The sequence below is a fragment of the Massilibacterium senegalense genome, assembly GCF_001375675.1.
GTDB classification, from domain to species: Bacteria; Bacillota; Bacilli; order Bacillales; family Massilibacteriaceae; genus Massilibacterium; species Massilibacterium senegalense.
On record NZ_LN831785.1, the window covers coordinates 81,926 to 101,563 of the forward strand.

The 19,638-nt window shown below is 36.1% G+C and carries 23 protein-coding genes and 2 pseudogenes; 7 read left to right on the forward strand and 18 right to left on the reverse strand.

The window, feature by feature from the left end:
- Positions 1 to 245 precede the first annotated feature (245 nt).
- Genes BN1372_RS01170 through BN1372_RS01180 form a run of 3 tightly spaced genes read right to left on the reverse strand, consistent with a single transcriptional unit; the run spans position 246 to position 2,049 of the window.
- Positions 246 to 1,034: an ABC transporter permease gene (locus BN1372_RS01170; RefSeq protein WP_062197076.1), complete on the reverse strand. Its 789-nt coding sequence runs from the start codon at positions 1,032 to 1,034 to the stop codon at positions 246 to 248.
- Positions 1,027 to 1,674: an ABC transporter ATP-binding protein gene (locus BN1372_RS01175; protein ID WP_222704662.1), complete on the reverse strand. Its 648-nt coding sequence runs from the start codon at positions 1,672 to 1,674 to the stop codon at positions 1,027 to 1,029. The genes BN1372_RS01170 and BN1372_RS01175 overlap by 8 nt, the downstream gene beginning before the upstream one ends.
- Entirely contained in the window at positions 1,675 to 2,049 is a 375-nt protein-coding gene (locus tag BN1372_RS01180; protein ID WP_062197077.1) for an OsmC family protein, read from the reverse strand.
- A 131-nt stretch (positions 2,050 to 2,180) separates the two neighbouring features.
- Here BN1372_RS01180 and BN1372_RS01185 point away from each other — a divergent pair, with 131 nt between their 5' ends.
- Entirely contained in the window at positions 2,181 to 3,344 is a 1,164-nt protein-coding gene (locus BN1372_RS01185; RefSeq protein ID WP_230198776.1) for an MFS transporter, read from the forward strand.
- 16 nt (positions 3,345 to 3,360) lie between these two features.
- Here BN1372_RS01185 and BN1372_RS01190 read toward each other — a convergent pair whose 3' ends face one another.
- Positions 3,361 to 3,825: a VanZ family protein gene (locus BN1372_RS01190; protein WP_230198777.1), complete on the reverse strand. Its 465-nt coding sequence runs from the start codon at positions 3,823 to 3,825 to the stop codon at positions 3,361 to 3,363.
- Position 3,826: 1 nt separating this feature from the next.
- Positions 3,827 to 4,753, reverse strand: coding sequence for a DMT family transporter (locus tag BN1372_RS01195; RefSeq protein ID WP_062197079.1), 927 nt, complete (start codon positions 4,751 to 4,753; stop codon positions 3,827 to 3,829).
- A gap of 280 nt (positions 4,754 to 5,033) precedes the next feature.
- Here BN1372_RS01195 and BN1372_RS01200 point away from each other — a divergent pair, with 280 nt between their 5' ends.
- The 3 genes from BN1372_RS01200 (at position 5,034) to BN1372_RS01210 (ending at position 8,184) form a co-directional block, all read left to right on the forward strand.
- The gene (locus BN1372_RS01200; protein WP_062197080.1) at positions 5,034 to 6,965 is read left to right on the forward strand and encodes a heavy metal translocating P-type ATPase; all 1,932 of its coding nucleotides are present in this window, start codon (positions 5,034 to 5,036) and stop codon (positions 6,963 to 6,965) included.
- An 89-nt stretch (positions 6,966 to 7,054) separates the two neighbouring features.
- Positions 7,055 to 7,765 (forward strand): DsbA family protein, encoded by a 711-nt coding sequence (locus BN1372_RS01205; RefSeq protein ID WP_062197081.1) that lies wholly within the window; start codon positions 7,055 to 7,057, stop codon positions 7,763 to 7,765.
- Positions 7,765 to 8,184, forward strand: coding sequence for a disulfide oxidoreductase (locus BN1372_RS01210; protein ID WP_062197082.1), 420 nt, complete (start codon positions 7,765 to 7,767; stop codon positions 8,182 to 8,184). Before BN1372_RS01205 ends, BN1372_RS01210 begins: the two co-directional genes overlap by 1 nt.
- Before the next feature lie 31 nt (positions 8,185 to 8,215).
- Here the strand turns inward: BN1372_RS01210 and BN1372_RS01215 are convergent, their stop codons facing one another.
- The 5 genes from BN1372_RS01215 to BN1372_RS01235 all read right to left on the reverse strand — a co-directional run bounded on the left by BN1372_RS01215 (position 8,216) and on the right by BN1372_RS01235 (position 12,322).
- Positions 8,216 to 9,829, reverse strand: a complete 1,614-nt coding sequence (locus tag BN1372_RS01215; protein WP_062197083.1) for an FMN-binding glutamate synthase family protein — start codon at positions 9,827 to 9,829, stop codon at positions 8,216 to 8,218.
- A gap of 242 nt (positions 9,830 to 10,071) precedes the next feature.
- Complete coding sequence (locus BN1372_RS01220) at positions 10,072 to 10,692, reverse strand: hypothetical protein (protein ID WP_062197084.1); 621 nt, start codon at positions 10,690 to 10,692, stop codon at positions 10,072 to 10,074.
- A complete protein-coding gene (locus BN1372_RS01225) occupies positions 10,689 to 11,540 on the reverse strand; it encodes a YihY/virulence factor BrkB family protein (protein ID WP_062197085.1) in 852 nt (283 codons plus the stop codon). The genes BN1372_RS01220 and BN1372_RS01225 overlap by 4 nt, the downstream gene beginning before the upstream one ends.
- Positions 11,541 to 11,561: 21 nt before the next feature.
- Positions 11,562 to 11,837, reverse strand: a complete 276-nt coding sequence (locus BN1372_RS01230) for a YtxH domain-containing protein (RefSeq protein ID WP_062197086.1) — start codon at positions 11,835 to 11,837, stop codon at positions 11,562 to 11,564.
- 17 nt (positions 11,838 to 11,854) lie between these two features.
- Entirely contained in the window at positions 11,855 to 12,322 is a 468-nt protein-coding gene (locus tag BN1372_RS01235) for a low molecular weight protein-tyrosine-phosphatase (protein ID WP_062197087.1), read from the reverse strand.
- Between the two features lie 246 nt (positions 12,323 to 12,568).
- Here BN1372_RS01235 and BN1372_RS01240 point away from each other — a divergent pair, with 246 nt between their 5' ends.
- Positions 12,569 to 13,948 carry an alanine/glycine:cation symporter family protein gene (locus BN1372_RS01240; protein ID WP_062197088.1) on the forward strand — a complete coding sequence of 460 codons (1,380 nt, stop codon included), beginning with the start codon at positions 12,569 to 12,571 and terminating at the stop codon, positions 13,946 to 13,948.
- A gap of 26 nt (positions 13,949 to 13,974) precedes the next feature.
- Here the strand turns inward: BN1372_RS01240 and BN1372_RS15710 are convergent.
- The 8 genes and pseudogenes from BN1372_RS15710 to BN1372_RS15645 all read right to left on the reverse strand — a co-directional run.
- A pseudogene (locus BN1372_RS15710) lies at positions 13,975 to 14,334 on the reverse strand (GNAT family N-acetyltransferase); the annotation flags it as partial.
- Between the two features lie 21 nt (positions 14,335 to 14,355).
- Positions 14,356 to 14,541 (reverse strand): GNAT family N-acetyltransferase, encoded by a 186-nt coding sequence (locus BN1372_RS15715; RefSeq protein ID WP_062197090.1) that lies wholly within the window; start codon positions 14,539 to 14,541, stop codon positions 14,356 to 14,358.
- A 103-nt stretch (positions 14,542 to 14,644) separates the two neighbouring features.
- Positions 14,645 to 15,659 (reverse strand): annotated as a pseudogene (locus BN1372_RS01255) (RNA-guided endonuclease InsQ/TnpB family protein); the annotation flags it as partial.
- 27 nt (positions 15,660 to 15,686) lie between these two features.
- Positions 15,687 to 16,085, reverse strand: a complete 399-nt coding sequence (gene tnpA / locus BN1372_RS01260) for an IS200/IS605 family transposase (RefSeq protein ID WP_062197091.1) — start codon at positions 16,083 to 16,085, stop codon at positions 15,687 to 15,689.
- Between the two features lie 64 nt (positions 16,086 to 16,149).
- Positions 16,150 to 16,344: a hypothetical protein gene (locus BN1372_RS15790; RefSeq protein WP_062197092.1), complete on the reverse strand. Its 195-nt coding sequence runs from the start codon at positions 16,342 to 16,344 to the stop codon at positions 16,150 to 16,152.
- Between the two features lie 79 nt (positions 16,345 to 16,423).
- Positions 16,424 to 16,804 (reverse strand): RidA family protein, encoded by a 381-nt coding sequence (locus BN1372_RS01270; protein ID WP_062197093.1) that lies wholly within the window; start codon positions 16,802 to 16,804, stop codon positions 16,424 to 16,426.
- 73 nt (positions 16,805 to 16,877) lie between these two features.
- Positions 16,878 to 17,195 (reverse strand): ATP-binding cassette domain-containing protein, encoded by a 318-nt coding sequence (locus tag BN1372_RS01275; RefSeq protein ID WP_147515310.1) that lies wholly within the window; start codon positions 17,193 to 17,195, stop codon positions 16,878 to 16,880.
- Between the two features lie 161 nt (positions 17,196 to 17,356).
- Positions 17,357 to 17,485 (reverse strand): hypothetical protein, encoded by a 129-nt coding sequence (locus tag BN1372_RS15645; RefSeq protein ID WP_267902235.1) that lies wholly within the window; start codon positions 17,483 to 17,485, stop codon positions 17,357 to 17,359.
- Positions 17,486 to 17,751: 266 nt separating this feature from the next.
- Here BN1372_RS15645 and BN1372_RS01280 point away from each other — a divergent pair, with 266 nt between their 5' ends.
- Together BN1372_RS01280 and BN1372_RS01285 are read left to right on the forward strand one after the other, a co-directional pair.
- The gene (locus tag BN1372_RS01280) at positions 17,752 to 19,350 is read left to right on the forward strand and encodes a bifunctional metallophosphatase/5'-nucleotidase (protein ID WP_074018090.1); all 1,599 of its coding nucleotides are present in this window, start codon (positions 17,752 to 17,754) and stop codon (positions 19,348 to 19,350) included.
- 89 nt (positions 19,351 to 19,439) lie between these two features.
- Positions 19,440 to 19,637: a PspC domain-containing protein gene (locus tag BN1372_RS01285; RefSeq protein WP_062197096.1), complete on the forward strand. Its 198-nt coding sequence runs from the start codon at positions 19,440 to 19,442 to the stop codon at positions 19,635 to 19,637.
- The last annotated feature ends 1 nt before the right edge of the window (position 19,638 follow it).

Here is a 19,638-nt window from a genome sequence, read left to right on the forward strand (position 1 = left end):
TATAAGGCGAAGACTGGAAGAGGCGTCTCTTTGCCTCTGGAGGGCTTTGTCTTATAGCGGAAGGCGTTAGCCCATCGGAACTAGATTATTCAAAAAGTGGAGATGGGCTCGATTTGGGGCGACAAGTATAAAATGGACGGCGTAATGAGGCGCCTCTGAAATCGAGTGACTTATTACGGCAGACGCTTGCCTATCACAGCTGGATTAAACAAAAAATGCTACTTCAAAAGTAGCATACATATTTCTTATTTTTCTCTTTCTATCAGCTGACATCGTTCATTAAAAAATGTTCGATATCCTAGAATTGTAAATAACAATACCGTTAGAGCGACACTTCCAGAAATGCCAAGCATGATGGCGATTTGGTATTCAATCGAAACGAGCGGATCGACACCAGCTAAAATTTGTCCCGTCATCATCCCTGGTAAAAAAATGATCCCCATGCCGACCATTGAGTTAATAGTTGGTAAAATCGCTGCATCAAATGCTTGATTTACTAATGGTTTTGTTGCTTGCTTCGGTGTTGCACCAAGCATTAATGCTCCTTCTATCATGTGGCGTTTACTTTGCATGCCTTCCACTAACGTATTAACTCCTAATGCGATACCGGTCATAGAATTCCCGATAATCATTCCTCCAATTGGAATAAAATAACGTGGGTCATACCACGGGCTAAAGTGCACGACAATCGTATTAAAATAAACAATACTTAAAATTGTGCCTGCTAACATGGAAATAGCAATCATCTTTTTCGTACTAGAAAGCAGTGGATACTTCGAACGTTTATATATATTACGAATCGCAAATCCTTCCATCATAAAAATAATGAGTAACGTCCATAACGGATGGGGGTGCTTAAAAAGGTACATTAATACATAACCGACCAATAACAATTGAATCGACATTCGAATGGTGCCAATTAAAATTTCTTTTTCCCGATTAATTCCCTTTATTTTTACAATAATATATAACAAGACGATAAATAAATATGCGGTTAGGAGGCGCCAAATAGGAATTTCAACAAGTTCATTCATATGCGTGATCTCCTTTCCGTTTTTCTACTACAAACGTGTAATCCGCAAATGTTTGAGCAATCTGTTTAGAATGGGTCACCATAACGATTGTTTTCTCGTTGTTTTTTGCCCATTTAATAAACGCACCCATAATTTCCAGTGCATTTTCTTCATCTAAGGCAGAAGTCGGTTCATCTAATACATAACAACCGACCCCGTCCATTGCCATTACCCGCGCCCATGCTAATCGTTGCTTTTCACCGCCAGATAATTCTTCTGCTTGCTTATCTAAAGAATATGTGAGCTTCATCATCGCTAACATCACTTTTATTTCTTCTATTGGTGCTTTCGTTTGTCCAGCAAATAATCGTCCCATTTGTACGTTTTCTTCGATTGTCCCTGGAAAAATAACTGGTTGTTGTGGCAACATGACGACTTCGCGACGTAACGCAATAGGGTTCCATTGCTCCAACGGTATTCCTTTATATAAAATCGTTCCCTTGTCACAACAAATTAAATGATTCAACAGACGAAGTAATGTTGATTTCCCACTTCCACTCTCTCCTACAATAACCGTTACTTTCCCTTCTTCTATGTCAAGCGCATCAATATGTAAAATCTGTTTATACACAACATGACGAAGTTCAAACAAAGCAGCCACTTATTTAACCTCAAACGATTCCGTTATTTGAATGGCTTCTTCGACGCTACGTACCATCGGGCAATTTTTAAATGCTAATGCAACAGATTTTTGCGCAATCGTTTCAGATACATTCGCTTCAATCATGAAATGAAGGTGGATGGATACAATCCGATTTTCTTCTTCCTTAAAAACAGGGTTCGCTTGAACCGTAATATCTTCAACCGATATGCGACGTTTTTCTAAAATCTTTTTCAACACACTACCACTACAAACAGAAATACTGGAAACCATCAGTTCAAAAGGAGAATATCCTAATGTAGGTTGTCCAGAAACAGGCAACGCTCCAAAAGAAAACTCTCCAACAAAATGATCCTCTTTCCATTTAAATTCCATTTCACATGCAACTCCTATTCTTCTTTTCTTTAATAACACCTTCACTAATGACCATTTTTTTTATTATAACATTCCCCTTTTCAAAGCAGATGTTTTCATGGCATACTAGGATTTTGAAAGGAGAAATTATTGTGGAAAAATATCGGTTTGCTATCTTAACATTCATTGTGTCTATTTCTGGTTTTTCTCAAGGAATGCTTTTAACCCTTTCATCCATTATGCTTGAGAAAAATGGGGTTTCTCCTTCTTTAAATGGATTGAACGCTTCTAGTTTATATTTAGGGCTATTACTCGCTTCTCCTTTTATGGAAAAACCGTTGCGAAAATTCGGATATAAGCCATTAATTATCGTTGGATTAGCTAGTGTTCTACTCGCTGTTACGATTATGCCATTCTGGCAAGCCTTTTGGGTTTGGTTTGTTCTTCGCTTTATCGTTGGTGTCGGGGATCATATGTTACATTTTTCTACCCAAACATGGATTACATCTACCGCTCCGCGTGGAAAAATGGGAAGAACGTTATCGTTATATGGATTGTCGTTTGGTGCTGGGTTTGCACTCGGACCACTTACGTTAAATTTAACGCCTATTCATGAAGCACTTCCGTTTTTCCTTTCCGGTCTGTTAACCATTTTGGCAGGAATTTTTATGATTCGAATTAAAAATGAATTCCCGGAAGAAACGACCATTCCTGAAGTAGAAAACAATTCCTTACAACGTTTTAAACGAACGATCCAAATTGGTGGAATTGCTCTTTTACCTGGATTTACATATGGATTTTTAGAATCTAGTTTAAATGGTAGTTTTCCTATCTATGCGTTGCGTAATGGATTAAATATTCAACATGTTTCTTTCCTTTTACCAACGTTTGTGGCAGGAAGTTTAATTTCACAAGTTCCACTTGGTATGTTAAGCGATAGATTCGGACGAAAACAAATTTTATCCATTCTTTTATTCGGTGGTACTGCTTCCTTTTTTGCATCCATTTTTGTCACGTCCCCTATTTTATTAGGACTTTGTTTTCTAGTTACTGGTATGCTGGTTGGTTCTTTATTTTCTCTCGGAATTTCGTATATGGTCGATTTATTACCGAAATATTTACTTCCTGCTGGAAATATTTTAGCAGGAATGGCTTTTGGAATCGGAAGTATGTCTGGACCACTTATTAGTGGGACATCCATTGATTTTCTCGGGAAAGGTAGTTTATTTATCGTATTAAGTACGATGCTTTTCATCGTCGCACTTCTGATTACATGTACGAAATCAACAAAACACCACCACTCTTCTACTTCGTAAAAAGAGTGGTGGTGTTTTAACGACGAAACCAGTTCCATAATCGAACGATTCCATAAAAAAACAAAAATACAAAATAGCCAACCATTGTGCCAAGACTGTTTAGTAAAATGTCATCAATATCAAAAATCCGATTAGCGTACATATATTGAAGAAATTCGATGCTAGCGCTAATCAACATACCCGTCCCTACCATTTTAAAAAAAGAACGAAAGGTCGGCACAAAGCAAGGAACCAAAAAACCGAGAGGAAAAAATAACAAAATATTTCCTAAAATATTTTTTATCATTAACCAACTATTTCCGCTATTTAACATTAAATGAATGCTATCAAATAATACAAGATTAAACGACCGACCATACTCATAATAATTGTGAGTAAATAACGTGACATAAAACAAAAACACAAGATACATTGCAAACATTAAAAAAAGAAATCGTTTTATTTTCAAACGAGAAACCGTCGTTACTTTCATGTTTGCCATTTTAATCGTTCACTCTTTCTTTCTCAAAATTAACAACAATGATTCCAAACACGACCAATGCCAACCCTAAAAAGACGTAAAAAGATAAGGCTTCTTTTAATAATACTGCAGATAAAAAAACACCGAAAATAGGAATTAAAAATAAAAACATAGAAACTTTTCCTACTTTGTTATACTTCATGACAAAATTCCATAACACAAAACCAGTAGCCGATAAAAACGCTAAATAAAGAAACATACACATTCCTTTTACCGTTATTACAAACGGCATCCATCCTGCAAACGTCGCACCGACAAGCAATAAACCAATACCACCAAATAACATCTGCACGGTTGTTAGCGTAATAACATTGATTCTACTACTTCCTTCTTTCGCAAGAACATTTCCAATTCCTGCAAATAGCATCGCTAAAAGAAGAAAACTTTCTCCAATCCCAAATGATAATTCAAAGGAGCCTTTCGTTAAATTCACCATCACCACACCTGAAAAACCAATCGTTAGTCCAATGATTTTTCGCTTATCTAATGGATCGTCCCGATATACAAAATGTGCAATAATCATTTGAAAAAAAGTCGTCGTTCCTGCGATAATCGATCCTTGTACACCTGTAGAATAAGCTAGTCCAATATAAAAAAATACATATTGTAAAAAAGTTTGAAATAATCCTATCATCGATAACTCTTTTACATCGGTACGTTTCAGTGACATTTTTCGTTTCATGAATAAAGAAAAGATAAAGATTAAAACAGCGGCTAACACAAATCGATAACCAGCAAACAAAATTTGTTTTCCAGTTTCGTCGGCCGTAATGTGTAATTCTTCATAACTTAATTTTATAAACGGAAAAGCACTACCCCATAAAAAAGTTGCGAGTATTGCTGAAAATATTAGTCCAAACCGACTCGTAAAAAAACGTTCGGCAGTCATCGTAGCTCCCCTTCTTTCTAAAAAACAAACCATCGTTTATTTTATCATGAATTCATGGATGAGAATAGCTTCCTCTTATCTGTTCGCTCTATCTTCACACTTTATATTTTCTCCCTTCCATTCTCAATTAGGATATGTTAAAATGAAATCAATCTAATTTTTAAATTAAAATAATTCTAAATAATAATCACTATCAATTCAATAAAGTATTGAAAAATCAATAGTTTTACATTGATTATAATTATCAATTAAGAGCCCAAAAAAAGAAAGGATGAATCAAATGAGTTGTCCAATTGAGAATACAAATCAACAATTAAAGGAGAAAGAACAGACAAAATCTTCGTTTTGGGAGAAATACGGAGAACTTGTCGCTGCATTAACGAGTGGATTTCTCATATTAATCGCTTGGATTTTATCGCAATTTTCTATTTCGGAAATGGTGACGATTGCGCTTTATATTAGCGCCTTTGTCATTGGTGGGTTTGCTAAAGCAAAAGAAGGAATCGAAGAAACGATTAAAAATAAAGAACCAAACGTCGAATTATTAATGATTTTTGCAGCTATCGGTTCTGGATTAATTGGTTATTGGGCAGAAGGTGCAATTTTAATTTTTATCTTCTCTCTCAGCGGCGCTTTAGAAACATACACGATGAATAAAAGCCATAAAGAAATTGCATCGTTAATGAATTTACAACCGCAAGAGGCATTAAAAATAACCGCTGACGGAGAAAGCGTAGTACCGGTCGAATCACTGCAAGTAGGAGATCTCGTACTGGTTAAACCAGGGGAACGTATCCCAACAGACGGAAAAATTAACAAAGGAACATCCAACTTAGACGAAGCTGCGATTACCGGAGAATCCATTCCTGTATCGAAGCAAGTTGGCGATGAAGTATTTACTGGAACGGTAAACTTACGAAGTTCTATCGTGGTCGAAGTAACGAAAGAAAGTAGCGACTCATTATTCCAAAAAATTATCGATCTCGTTCAAAATGCGCAAAGTGAAAAATCTCCATCGCAACAATTTATTGAACGTTTTGAAGGAAAATACGTAAAAGTAGTACTAGTTGCTGTCTTACTCATGATGTTCTTGCCACACTATTTACTCGGCTGGAGTTGGAATGACACTATTTATCGTGCAATGGTACTTTTAGTTGTTGCCTCTCCTTGTGCACTCGTTGCTTCTATTATGCCTGCAACGTTATCTGCTATCTCGAATGGGGCAAAACGTGGCGTTTTATTTAAAGGTGGCGTACACATCGAGTCCCTCGGACATTTAAATTGCATTGCCTTTGATAAAACAGGAACATTAACAAAAGGAAAACCGGAAGTAACCGACATCGTAGTACGTCCTGATTTAGATAAGAAAACATTTTTAACTATCGTGGCATCTGTTGAAAAACATTCTACTCACCCGCTTGCGCAAGCAATCGTAACCTATGCAAAACAACAACCTAATACGTCTTTTATCGAAATTGATCATATGGAAGACGTTTCGGGTTGGGGAGTAAAAGCAACAGTGGAAAAGAAAGAATGGAAGATCGGGAAAAAGGCATTTGTAGGAGACGAAGCTACAGAAACGTTTGAAAATGGTATCGCTATTCAACTAGCGGAAGAAGGAAAAACGACCGTCTTCGTACAAGATGAAAAAGGAATTGCTGGCGTTTTGGCACTACAAGATACGATTCGTCAAGAAGCCATCGATGCACTAGCACTTCTTCGCCATTACGGCATTCGTACGGTCATGATTACGGGAGATAGCGAAAAAACAGCGCAAGCAATTGCAAAAGAAGCAGGTGTAGATGAATATTTTGCAGAATGTTTACCACAAGATAAAGTAACCATCATTAAACAGCTAAAAGAAAAATACGAAACAGTTGCAATGGTTGGGGACGGAATTAACGATGCTCCTGCACTTGCTACCGCTACGACTGGTGTCGCAATGGGAGAAGGGACAGACGTTGCGCTTGAAACAGCAGACATTGTCTTAATGAAAAATGACTTATCTAAAATTGCATACGCGATTAAATTATCACGAAAAATGAATAAAATTGTAAAACAAAATATTATTTTTTCCTTAACCGTTATTATGTTATTAATCTCTGCAAACTTTTTACAAGCTGTCAACTTACCGCTTGGCGTTATCGGTCATGAAGGAAGTACGATTTTAGTTATTTTAAATGGATTACGTTTATTACGGGAACAAAACTAAAAGCTGCGAGTGCAGCTTTTAGTTTTGTTGTTCAAATGATGCTTTTTTTATACAATAGAAAAAGAAAGACGTCTAAAGGAGGAAATAGTTTGAATAAACAAACGAATTGGACAGCTATTACAATTGTTATTATTGTAGTACTTGCTATCGGTAGCATCTTTTTTATGAAATTATTAAAAAACGATGAAACGAACAAGGAACAAACAACACAAGAACAAACACCGAAACAAAATACGAATAAGCCACTCGATCCAACTATTTTTCAATACGAAGCACAGCCGATGCTTGGAAGTGACACTGCAACGGTGAAAGTAGCAGAGTTTGCAGATTACAAATGCCCTGCTTGTAAATATTTTTCAGAAGAAATTTTCCCCCAGCTAAAAAAAGACTACATTGATACGGGAAAAATTCAATTTTATAGTTATAACCTTGCATTTCTTGCACCCGATTCTTTAACTGCTGCGATGGTTGGAGAAGCTGTTTATAAACAAAACAAAGAAGCGTATTGGACGTACAATGAACTTGTCCTTAAAAATCAACAAAACGAAGCAAAAAACTGGGCAACAACTGACTTTTTATATGACTTAATTGAAAAAAATATGCCAGAAGTTAATATGGAACAATTAAAAAAATCCGTTGAAAATGAAGAAGCAAAAGAAAATGTCATAAAAGATTCCAATATTGCGCAAACACTTGAAATCTCTGGGACTCCTGCTGTTTTTGTAAACGGCATGGAAGTGGAAGAATCCATGAATTACGAAGCAGTAAAACAAACAATTGAAGAAGAGTTGAAGAAATAATGAAGTGGCTTTATTCTGCTTGGATTACTGCAATTGTCGCCATGATTAGCAGTTTATACTTTAGCGAAGTACAAGGTTTCATTCCTTGTGAACTCTGTTGGTACCAACGAATCTTTATGTATCCACTCGTCCTATTATTTATGATAGCAGTATTTAAAAGAGATTTTCATATATATCGCTATGCGTTACCTTTAAGTATCATTGGCGCTCTTTTTTCCATTGTTCATTATTTACAACAAAAAACATCGCTTTTCGAAACATCTATTTTAAAATGCACAAAAGGGGTTCCTTGTTCTGGACAATACATTAATTGGTTTGGATTTATCACGATTCCTTTTTTAGCACTCATGGCATTTAGTTTTATTATTATTTTCATGATTTTATTAAGACAACAAACGAAAAACGAAGCCTTGTCGTAATCGCTAGACAAGGCTTCGTTTTTTCTTACTACTAAGCATAAAGAGAGTGATCATTTTCTTCTACCATTCGTTTTTGACGAATTTCTTTTAATGTTAATGCTCGACCAAATAAATCTTTAAACACGATATGTTGTTTAGAAAATTTCGCTGGGCTATCAATTCCCGCTGCTGCTGCAATATTGTACAATCCTTTTCTCATCGCAATAACATAGTTCGCAACCCGATACTTTTTCTCATCCACCACAAGTGCACGTTGTAATTCTGGATCCGTCGTTGCTACACCAACAGGACATTTATTCGTATGACAATGTTGTGCATTAATACATCCTACTGTAAACATAAATCCACGAGCGATATTAACTAAGTCTGCTCCCATTCCTAATGCCACGGCAACGCGGTCAGGAGTAAATAATTTACCAGAAGCAATAATTTTCACTCGGTCACGTACCCCATATTGACGAAGTGCTTCATCTAACATAAACAAGGCACTTTTAATCGGTAACCCGACGCTATCCGCTAACTCTTGATAGGTTGCTCCTGTTCCACCTTCCCCACCATCTACCGTAATGAAGTCTGGTCCTTTTCCTGTTTCTTTCATGTATTGCGCTAATTCTGCAACAGAATCATAGCTGCCGACAACAATTTTAATACCGACTGGTTTTTCTGCTACTTGTTGCATTTTTGCAATGAACGTAAACATAGAGGCTAAATCATTAAATTCATTAAAACGGTTCGGACTATCGACGGTTTTATACGGTTCTACTCCGCGAATTTCAGCAATATGTTCCGACACTTTTACCCCTTCAATATGACCACCACGAATTTTAGCCCCTTGCCCTAGTTTTAACTCAAATGCTTTAATTTGTTCCATTTCACTTTTTTCTTTTAATTTTTCCCATGAAAAATTCCCCGCTGTATCGCGTACTCCAAAAAGCCCGGGACCGATTTGCATAATGACATCCGTGTTTCCTTTTAAATGATACAGAGATACACCACCTTCCCCTGTATTCATCCATGTACCAGTGGCAATTCCTAATCCTTCTGACAAAGCAGAAATTGCATTTTCACCAAGTGCCCCGTAACTCATTCCACTCATGCCAATTTGTCCGTGCACAACAAAAGGATGTTTTCGATTCGGTCCAATAATGATTGCATCATCTTCTTTTAATAACCATGGTTCTGTTTCCGCATCTACTAAATGTTCTTTTCGCGTTACAATACTTTCCTTATCAATAACATATTTTCTTGTTTTCACTAATTGACTATTATCTACTGCGAGTTCTGTTTTTTGTTTCGGGAACATTGCATTTCGAATGTAGTAGCCTTCTTTATCAAAATCTCGTTTCGAACCGAACGGAATGACATAATTTAAATATTTGGATGGTAACACTACGTTTAAATAATCGACACGTGAATACGGTTTACTTTCTGTATCTGTGTCAAATAAATATTGGCGAAACTCTGGGCCAACAATTTCAAATAAATAACGCACTTTCCCTAGCACAGGGAAATTACGCAAAATGGCATGTTGTTGTTGATTATGGTCTACAAACCATAAGTAAGCAAAAACAATCACAGGCATAATAATTGCTAATAAAATAATAGATAAAATAATTAACATAATCGTTTCTATCGTCACCTTCATCCATCCCCCTTACGATATTCTATCGATGTTGTCTTTTCTCAGGACATCTATTACTTACCTAAAACTTACCTTCACGAAATTGTCACAATTTAACGACACTTTTTTCTTTGTAAGCACTTTCAAAAAAGATAAAACAGGTCTTAATAACTATATTATAACAAACTATCTACCTAAATGTCTTGCATGACAGGATGGAAAAATATTCGATAAATGGGGAGTGAACCTCCACCACTTATCGTTTTTTACTTTTGGTCCCTTATCCGATACGCAATCGGTTTTATTTCTTCCGTTTTAGATATCCATGCCGCAATTTCTGTTAAAGCTTCTTGCACTTGATTCATCGTCCAACCATCGTTTGCTGCCCGTTCCCAGACACCTTGTAAAAAAAGTACTAAATCATTCGGATACGAAATGGCTTCACGCTCTAAGCATTCCATTAAAAATGGGTATGCACCTTTATCTGCTTGTTTTGCAATCCCGCTTACAGAACGAACATTCCATCCTTGTTCATTTCTTGTCAAAATATAATTATCACGATGTTGCCAACGATGGCTAAATACACGAAATTCAAATTGCTTCCCTAACGTTTGGTCTTTTTTTTCGTTCCAACCATCACTTGTTTCTATTTGCTCTATTAATACTTCTAATGATTCTAGATGATCAAAAAAGTCCATCGTATCTGGTGAGTATCCTCTTTTTTGAATGAGTTCATCAGGAAAAGAAAGGTGCGATGGAAACGTATTGTATAAATCATATGCCCATTTTTTTGCTTTTTGAAATGCTGCTTTTTTCTCTTCTTCTGTCGTTGCTTCTTGCTTGATGATATGTAGTTGTTTTTTTAGGTCTTGAATGACTTCTTTCATTTTGCTTCCTCCAACGCTTCTTTTTCTTTTCTTTTTTTCATTAGAAATGCATTTAAAATCCCACCAACAATTAAAATCATACCCGAAATATAAAACCATAACATTAAAACGATGACACCTGCTAAAGAACCGTACGTAGCAGAATAATTGCCAAAATGATTCACAAAATAGGAAAATAAATACGACACTAATAACCAACCAGATGCTGCAAAGAGAGCACCAGTTCCAACATCTTGAAAGTGTAATTTCATATTAGGACTCCATACGTAAATCAGTAAAAAAGCAAAATATAATACACAAAAACTTGCTAACCAACGAATGAGCGTCCAAATTGGTACAAGCGTACTGGAAACGTTTAACGTAACGAAAATAAAATGAGCAATCCAGTCACCGAATACAGGTAACACTAACGCAAGTACGATAATAAAAATCATAATAATCGTTAAAATGATTGCATTTCCTCGCGTTTTAATAAACGTCCGATTTTCTGTTACATCGTACGCTTTATTTAAAGAACGAATAATCGCATTAATCCCGTTCGAAGCAGACCAAATTGTTGCAATAATCGTAATGGATAAGAGCCCACTACGCTTTGTTTCAAAGACAGAGTGTAAATTAGGTTCAATAATTTTCAGTGATTCTTCCGGAGCTACCCCTTCTAACAATGACAACACATCATCGGTTCGAATCGGCAAAAAACCTAACAATGTAACGGTAAACATTAAAAATGGAAATAACGATAAAATTAAATAATAAGAAATCTGTGCAGACAAACTAAAAATATCTTCTTCCATTACTTTTTGAATAAATTCTTTCCCATTTTGATACACTTTCTTGAAAATATCCATCACCTACCCTAGGTGTAATTGCTATACTTCTCTCGTTTCTTTGATTTTATCCATGGTTGATTGCGTCTTCATTTTCACATTTTCAACCAATCCAATGACTTCTGTTACGTCTTCTACGACATTTTCCGCTGTCTCTTTCCATTCCATTGCTTTTTCTTTTATGATAGATGGATTTTCCACAAATACTTTCGCTTTATCCCACGTTTCCTTTACTTCATTCCTTGTTTGGCGATTACATAAACTTATCAATCCACCAATGATACTTCCGACCATCATTCCTTTAACTAAACGTCTCATGTTGCTTCATCCTTCCTTTATAGCTTTTCCCGCATACGAATATCTTCTAAAAGTCCTTGACAACCTTTTTGCACCATCTCATATACCTCTTGAAAATTGCCGGTATAATACGGGTCTGGAACATCCTTTTCATCATATTCATTCGTATAATCAAGTAGTCGCTTAATCATCACATTGTCTTGCTCGTTCCATTGTTTGACATTATGAAAATTGCTTCCATCCATTACTACAATATATTGAAATTTCCTAAAGTCATGTGACTTGATTTGTCGTGCTTTTATTCCAGTAAAATCAATATTATGTTTCTTTAAAATAGATTGTGTTCCGCGGTGTGGCGTCTCTCCGACATGCCAATGTCCCGTTCCTGCAGAATCCACTTGAATTTTTTCTTCTAACCCGTTTTCTTTCACCATTTGACGAAAAACTGCTTCCGCCATTGGAGAACGACAAATATTTCCTAAACAAACAAATAGTACAGAAACCATCGTACCCAATCACTCCTTCAACAAACTATACATCAAATGTAGCATACCTTACTATTTTTGACACCATTAATATTAATCAAACAACGACCCTGTTGTATTTTTTGTTTCACTATTTTTTTGTTATAGAACAACTGCACATAGTTGTGTATAATAGTACTATTGCTATTTTATAAAACTACACCTTTTCTTTTTCATTAACAATGAAACAACCAATCTACTGAACCAAAAAAGAAAGGAGTGGGTATTTTGGACAGTAACAACGTATTGAAAGTTATTAACCATATTAGTGGATGGATTTGGGGTACCCCATTATTGGTGTTACTCGTTGGGACAGGGATCTATTTAACGATTCGATTAGGGCTCTTACAATTTCGCATGCTTCCATATGCGTTAAAATTAGCTTTTACACCAAATAAAAACGAGAAAGGAAAAGGGGATATTTCCCATTTTCAAGCTCTAATGACCGCTCTTGCAGCTACAATCGGTACGGGTAACATCGTTGGCGTTGCAACAGCTGTCATTTTAGGAGGTCCAGGTGCTATCTTTTGGATGTGGATGACTGCTCTCGTTGGAATGGCGACAAAATATGCAGAAGCGGTATTAGCAGTAAAATACCGCGTCCAAGATCCGAAAAACGGTGAAATGAGCGGTGGACCGATGTATTATATCGAAAAAGGGCTAGGTATGAAATGGCTAGGTATGCTTTTTGCTTTCTTTGGAGCAATTGCTGCATTTGGTATCGGAAATACCGTACAAACAAATGCGGTAGCGAATAATGTAAAACAAACATTCGGCATTTCACCTGTCATTACTGGACTCGTGTTAACGATTTTTACTGCTCTCGTTATTTTAGGTGGGATTCGTAATATCGGAAAAGTATCTGCTATTTTCGTTCCTATCATGGCTATCTTTTATGTATTAGGTGGCTGTATTATTATCGCAATGAACCTTGAATTAGTACCTTCTGCATTTGCCCTTATTTTTCAAGATGCCTTTACTGGAAATGCAGTAGCTGGTGGAGCAATCGGAGCTGTAATTAAATACGGGGTTGCTCGTGGATTGTTTTCCAATGAAGCAGGGCTCGGTTCGGCACCGATTGCCGCAGCAGCAGCAAAAACGGATTATCCAAGTAGACAAGGTCTCGTATCGATGACTTCTGTTTTTTTAGATACGATTGTTGTTTGTACCATTACAGGATTAACCTTAATTATTGGGGATATGTATACAGAAAAGGGTGCTAATGCCGGGGCGTTAACGAGTCAAACTTTTGAAATGTTTTTAGGAAAAACCGGCTCCCTAATCGTCACGCTAGGATTAATCTTCTTTGCTTACTCTACTGTTATCGGTTGGAGTTATTACGGAGAAAAATGTGTGACGTATTTATTTAAACGTTGGGCTGTTATTCCGTATCGTATCGCCTTTGTAGCAGCCGTTTTTATCGGAGCTATCGTAAAAGATTTAAATGTTGTCTGGGGCGTTGCAGATATTATGAATGGTTTAATGGCTATCCCGAACTTAATTGCATTACTCGGACTTTCAGGTGTAGTCGTATATGAAACGAAAATATTTTTAAAACAATATGAAAAAGAAAAAGCAATGAAAAAAGCAACTAAAGTTGCATCCTAAAGAAGTATTCTATCAAGAGAACTTTGCTAACTGTTGATGAGAAGAAAATGGGCATGACATGTTAAAGCACAAAAGATGTCATGTCCTTTTTTCTGCTTTCCGCCATAATGTGAAGTATCCCCTTCTTTAACTGCAAACCATTTATGTGCTAGTACACCATAAACAACATGATCTACATAATGATTGTACAGCCATTCTACCTGTCTAATAAAGCCTTCCTTTACAAAATGCAATCTTTCCAGAATACTTCTACTTTTTGTATTCTCTACTGCAACTTGAATCTCTACTTTATGTACGTTTAATACTGTGAAAGTGTAATCCGTCAATGCTTTAGCAACCTTCGTCATAATCCCGTTCCTCTGGTATTCTTCTCCTAACCAATAACCAACATAAGCCGTTTTATTCGACTATTTTATTTCATTATATCCAGCTACTCCAACAATTTCTCCTTTATATAGAATAGCGGTATTCATGCTTTTCTTTTCAATATAACCTGTTAAGGCGAACGCAATAAATTCCTTCGTGTCTTCCACTTTTGTCGTCGTATCCAACCAAGGAAGCCATTCTCGGGAACTACTCCCACCACTTATCACCCTTACGGGTCACTTAAAGTGGGGGCTTCTCGACTTATCGTTGCTTTTTAGTAGCCAACGAAAACTGACCGAGCTATCCCTCTCGTTCCAAGAGTTCTTTTTTCTATGATAACGCTAATAAACATAATCCTTCATGTTTGATGTTGATAGAAGCATTCCAGTCTCTGTCTGCTACAAAACCACAATCACAGTGGAATGTACGCTCAAAAAGAGATAGAGACTTCTTTATCTGCCTACAACATTTTGATGATGGAAACCACTTATCTATTTTGATCAGTTTTTTCCCTTGCTCTTCTAACTTGTATTGGAGAAATGTCGTGAACATGTCCCATGCATGATTCGTAACACTTTTACCGAAATGGAGTGCTTGTGACATTCCTTTCATGTTGAGGTCTTCGATAACCACACAGTCATACAGTTTCACTAATTTGTACGATTCCTTATGTAGAAAGTCCTTTCGTTGGTTCGCAATTTTTTCATGTAGCTTCGCTACTTTTAGACGTTGTTTGTGCCAACGATTAGAGCCTTTCTTTCTGAGTGATAGAATACGCTGTTCCTTCGCTAACTTTTCCAAAGCTTGATGATAGAAACGTGGGTAATTGGCTGTCTTCCCTTTTTCACTATCAACAAATAAGCCATTCATGGAAAAATCTAAGCCCACAACAGCTTTTACTTCTTTTTGTACAGGTTGATGTTCGTATTCGATGAGAATAGAAACATAGTATTTTCCTGTTTTTGTTCGAGAAATCGTACAAGACTTGATGATATGATGCGATGGAATTTCCCGATGTTGCTTCATTTTCACAAGTTTCCATTTTGGTAATTTAATATAGCCATCCAAAAGCATAATGTTTCCATTTACCACGTTGATTGTGTAGAATTGTCTTGCCTTACGGTTTTTGAACTTCAGAAATTCAGTGCGACCAGAGAAGAAGTTTTTGTACGCCTTCTGCAAATTTAGTTGGGCGTTCGCCAATGCAAGACTATCTACTTCTTTGAGCCATGAAAACTCCTCCTTGTACTTAGCAGGAGTAGGGAACTTTCGCTTCTTTGTCGTCCTTGAATTGTTCATACGCTTCCTTTCGTTCAGCTAACATTTTGTTGTAGACGAAACTTATATGCTTTGTTTGCCATATCGAATCACCTCACTTTACACCTTGACTTTCTATATATTTCTTTATCACTTCAATGGATGCATCACCAGTTGTAAGTAAGCAAAAACTCCTTGACCAAAAATACTCTTTCCACAGTTTCTTTTTCACCTGTGGAAAATGCTTTTTGATAAGTCGTGAACTTGCGCTTTTATAAGCGTTGATGAACTTTGACATTTCAGTATTCGGATGTGCTTTGAACAAAATATGCACATAATCCATATCGTGATTCCATTCGACTAAGGAAATATTGTAATTTTCGCCCAATCGAACAAACATATCTTTCGCATAGTCAGATATGGCAACGTCTATCACTTTTCTACGATATTTTACGACCAGAACAAGATGATAATACAATAGGAATACTGAGTGATTATTATTGTCTAATTTCATTAATAAAACATCCTTTCTATTATCTAAGACTGATTATATCATAGTACAAAAAAAGGAAACAACTTTAGGCTGCGCCTAACCGAAGTTCATCTCCCACTTTCACTGGTGTTGCCGCACCTTCACGTTTAGAAGTGGGAGACTTCTTTCGCAGGGAAGTTAAATAAGCTCTTGATTGATTCGTTAATTCAAATATCCTTTCTGCATCTCTTAATTCTATTAGTTTTAGGGACAAATCATCATCTACTTTAGACAGAAACATGTCAAACACTCCAATCTTTCATTTTTTCATATTCGCAGTTTGAATAAAAAAAGAATCTTGTTAAAAAACAAGATTCTTTTTAGCCTAAATAAGCAATTGCTTCTATTTCTACTTTTGCATCTTTCGGTAAGCGTGCTACTTGAACACAACTACGCGTTGGTGCAATTTCCCCGAAATAAGTCGCATATACTTCGTTCATTTTATCAAAATCCGCTAAATCTTGTAAAAAAACAACAGTCTTTACGACTTGGTCCATCGTTGCACCTGCTTGTTCTAAAATAGCTTTTACGTTGTTTAACGATTGTTTTGTTTGTTCTTCAATTGTACTTGCCATTTCTCCCGTTTCTGGGTGTAATGGAATTTGACCAGACGTATACACAAAAGGTCCTACTACTAATCCTTGTGAATATGGACCAATCGCACCTGGTGCATTTGTTGTTTTGACTACTTGTTTTGACATTATGTATCACCCCTTTTATGATTTTATCACAAATCTAGTCATTATTCAGACTATTTTGGAAATAATCTTTCCTTTATTCATAGACTACGAGTGATTGCTTTGAGTTTATTGCATCCACCATTTCTACTGGTATCTCTTCTACCTCTTCATCTAATACAACTTCCCCATTTTTTAAAGCAATGATTCGCTGCACATATTTCTTGGCTATCTCAAACGTATCGATATCTACGATAATCGTCACATTATATTGTTTATTTACTTTTGACAGATAATCCATGCAACTTTTCCATCCGTTTGTATCAAAAAAACAGGTAGGATTATCCATTAATACCACGTTTGTTCCTGCGGTTAAAGCAATAGAAAGCTCCATTCGTTTTTGTTTTCGTACCAATTCATCAACTTTCATATAAACAGGTGAAACAAATTTTGACGGTTGTTGCTCTATGTATTCTTTTACAAATGGTGGACCTTCAAATATTTTTTTTATTTTTATATACCATTTATTTTTTTATTGCAAACGATGGACTTTCCATCCATCATAATATCTCCTTCTCATAAAGAAGCAAGGCCTGCTAAAACTTGAAGAAACAATGATTTTCCACTTATCGGAGTTCCGTACATATTTTCAAAAAGACAGACGCCATTCTTTTCTTGTTGCGTCACATTTTTTAGAACAATCATTTTTTTACCTCTGCTCTTTGCGACTCTTCCTTTACGCTATGCATGCATCTCCGAAAATACACGTTACGTCTCTTCATCTTTTTGTTTGCTACGCAAGATTGAAATTCTATTACATATGTCTTACTTTTTACTATAATAAGGTATTTTGTCGCATTTGTTAAGATAATATAAAGGTACAGTAAATTTTTTGAATTTTACCTTATTGCGAAAAACGGATAAAATTGCTATATTGCAAACAAAGACTTCTGGAAAGCGAGTGGCTCCCATTGACAAAAAAAGAAATTGTTATTTTACAAACAAGTGATATTCATGGTGTTATTTTTCCATATCATTATGCTGATTTAACAGAACGGGATTGGGGTTTAGGAAAAATTGCAACGCTTATCGAACAACAACGGCGTAATCATGAGCATGTGTTATTAATTGATAACGGGGATGTTTCGCAAGGAACTCCGTTAATGTACCATCATGTCAAACAAAAAACATGCTCACAACATCCCATTGTGAAAACAATGAATGCATTAAACTATGATGCTTGTATTTTAGGGAATCATGAATTTAATTATGGGATGAACGTTCTTCATGAAATGGAGCATGAAGCTCATTTTCCTTTTCTTTCTTGTAATATTTTAAACAAAGAAACAAGTGAACCTTATTTCGGAAAACCTTATATAATCAAACAAATAGCAGACATAAAAGTGTGTATTTTAGGAGCAACTACCCATTTTATTCCGAACTGGGAAAACCCAAAGCATATTGAAGCATTATCTTTTAAAAATGCAAAAAAAGCATTAGAAGAATGGGTGGACTTCATTCACCATCATGAACAGCCAGACGTGATGATTGTTTCTTATCATGGCGGATTTGAAGCTTCCTTAGATGATTATGAACCAGAAGAAGAATGTAACGGAGAAAATCAAGGAATAGAAATTTGCCGTTCTATTTTCGGAATTGACGTATTGTTAACGGGACATCAACATCGAAAAATTGCCGGGAAAATAGTGAATGGGGTCATCGTTGTGCAACCTGGAAGTAAAGGAGAGCAATTAGGAAAAGTAACGATTGAACTCACAAAACAACAAAATCAATGGATTATTACGAATAAACAAAGTGAACTTCTTAGTGTCGAAAATGTCCAAGCTTCTGCATCCCTTTTATCGCTTGTACAAAAAGAAGAAAATGATACACAAAAATGGCTTGATACGCCAATTGGCAACGTACAAGGTTCGATGCGGATTGACCACCCATTTCAAACTCGTTTAAAAGAACACCCATTCATTGAATTTATTAACCGTGTGCAAATGGAAGTAGCAGAGGTCGACATTTCCTGTACCGCCCTATTTGATAATGAAGCAAAAGGACTCTCTAATCACGTGACAATGCGTGAAATTGTATCCAATTATATTTATCCAAACTCATTAAAAGTAGTATCAATCAGTGGTTCCATTATGAGAGCAGCCTTAGAACGGAGCGCTTCTTATTTTACGGATAAAAATGGGCAAATAAAAGTAAGCAATGAATTTTTATATCCTAAACCGCAACACTACAACTATGACATGTGGGAAGGGGTTGATTATGTCATTGACGTGACGAAACCAGTAGGGCAACGAATTACGTCTCTTATGTATAAAGGAAAACCAGTGGAAATGAATCAACACTATAAAGTCGTTATGAATAATTACCGAGCAGTCGGTGGTGGAAGTTATTTTATGTTCCATTATGCAACACCTATTCGAGATATCCCAATCGACATGACGGAATTAATTGCAAATTATTTTGAAAAACACCCAGATGTCCAAGCAACAACGAATCAAAACTGGAAAGTAATCACTGGCTTACGGACTAAAGAAAATAGTCAAAAATAAGACATTATTCTTCCATTCCTATGAATCATTGACACCTTTTTTTGTTATCATCCGTATATTCGGGTATAGGTTAGTAGGAGGGATTTTTTATGAAAAAATTATATCGTTCAGAAGAAAATCGAATGTTAGCAGGGATTTGTGGTGGATTAGGTGATTATTTAAATATCGACCCTACGATTCTTCGAATTGCCTTAGTTGCTTTGATGTTTGCTACTGGCTTTCTCCCTATTTTACTAGCATATGTGCTTGGTGTAGCGATTGTGCCAACAAAAAGTGAAATAAAATAAG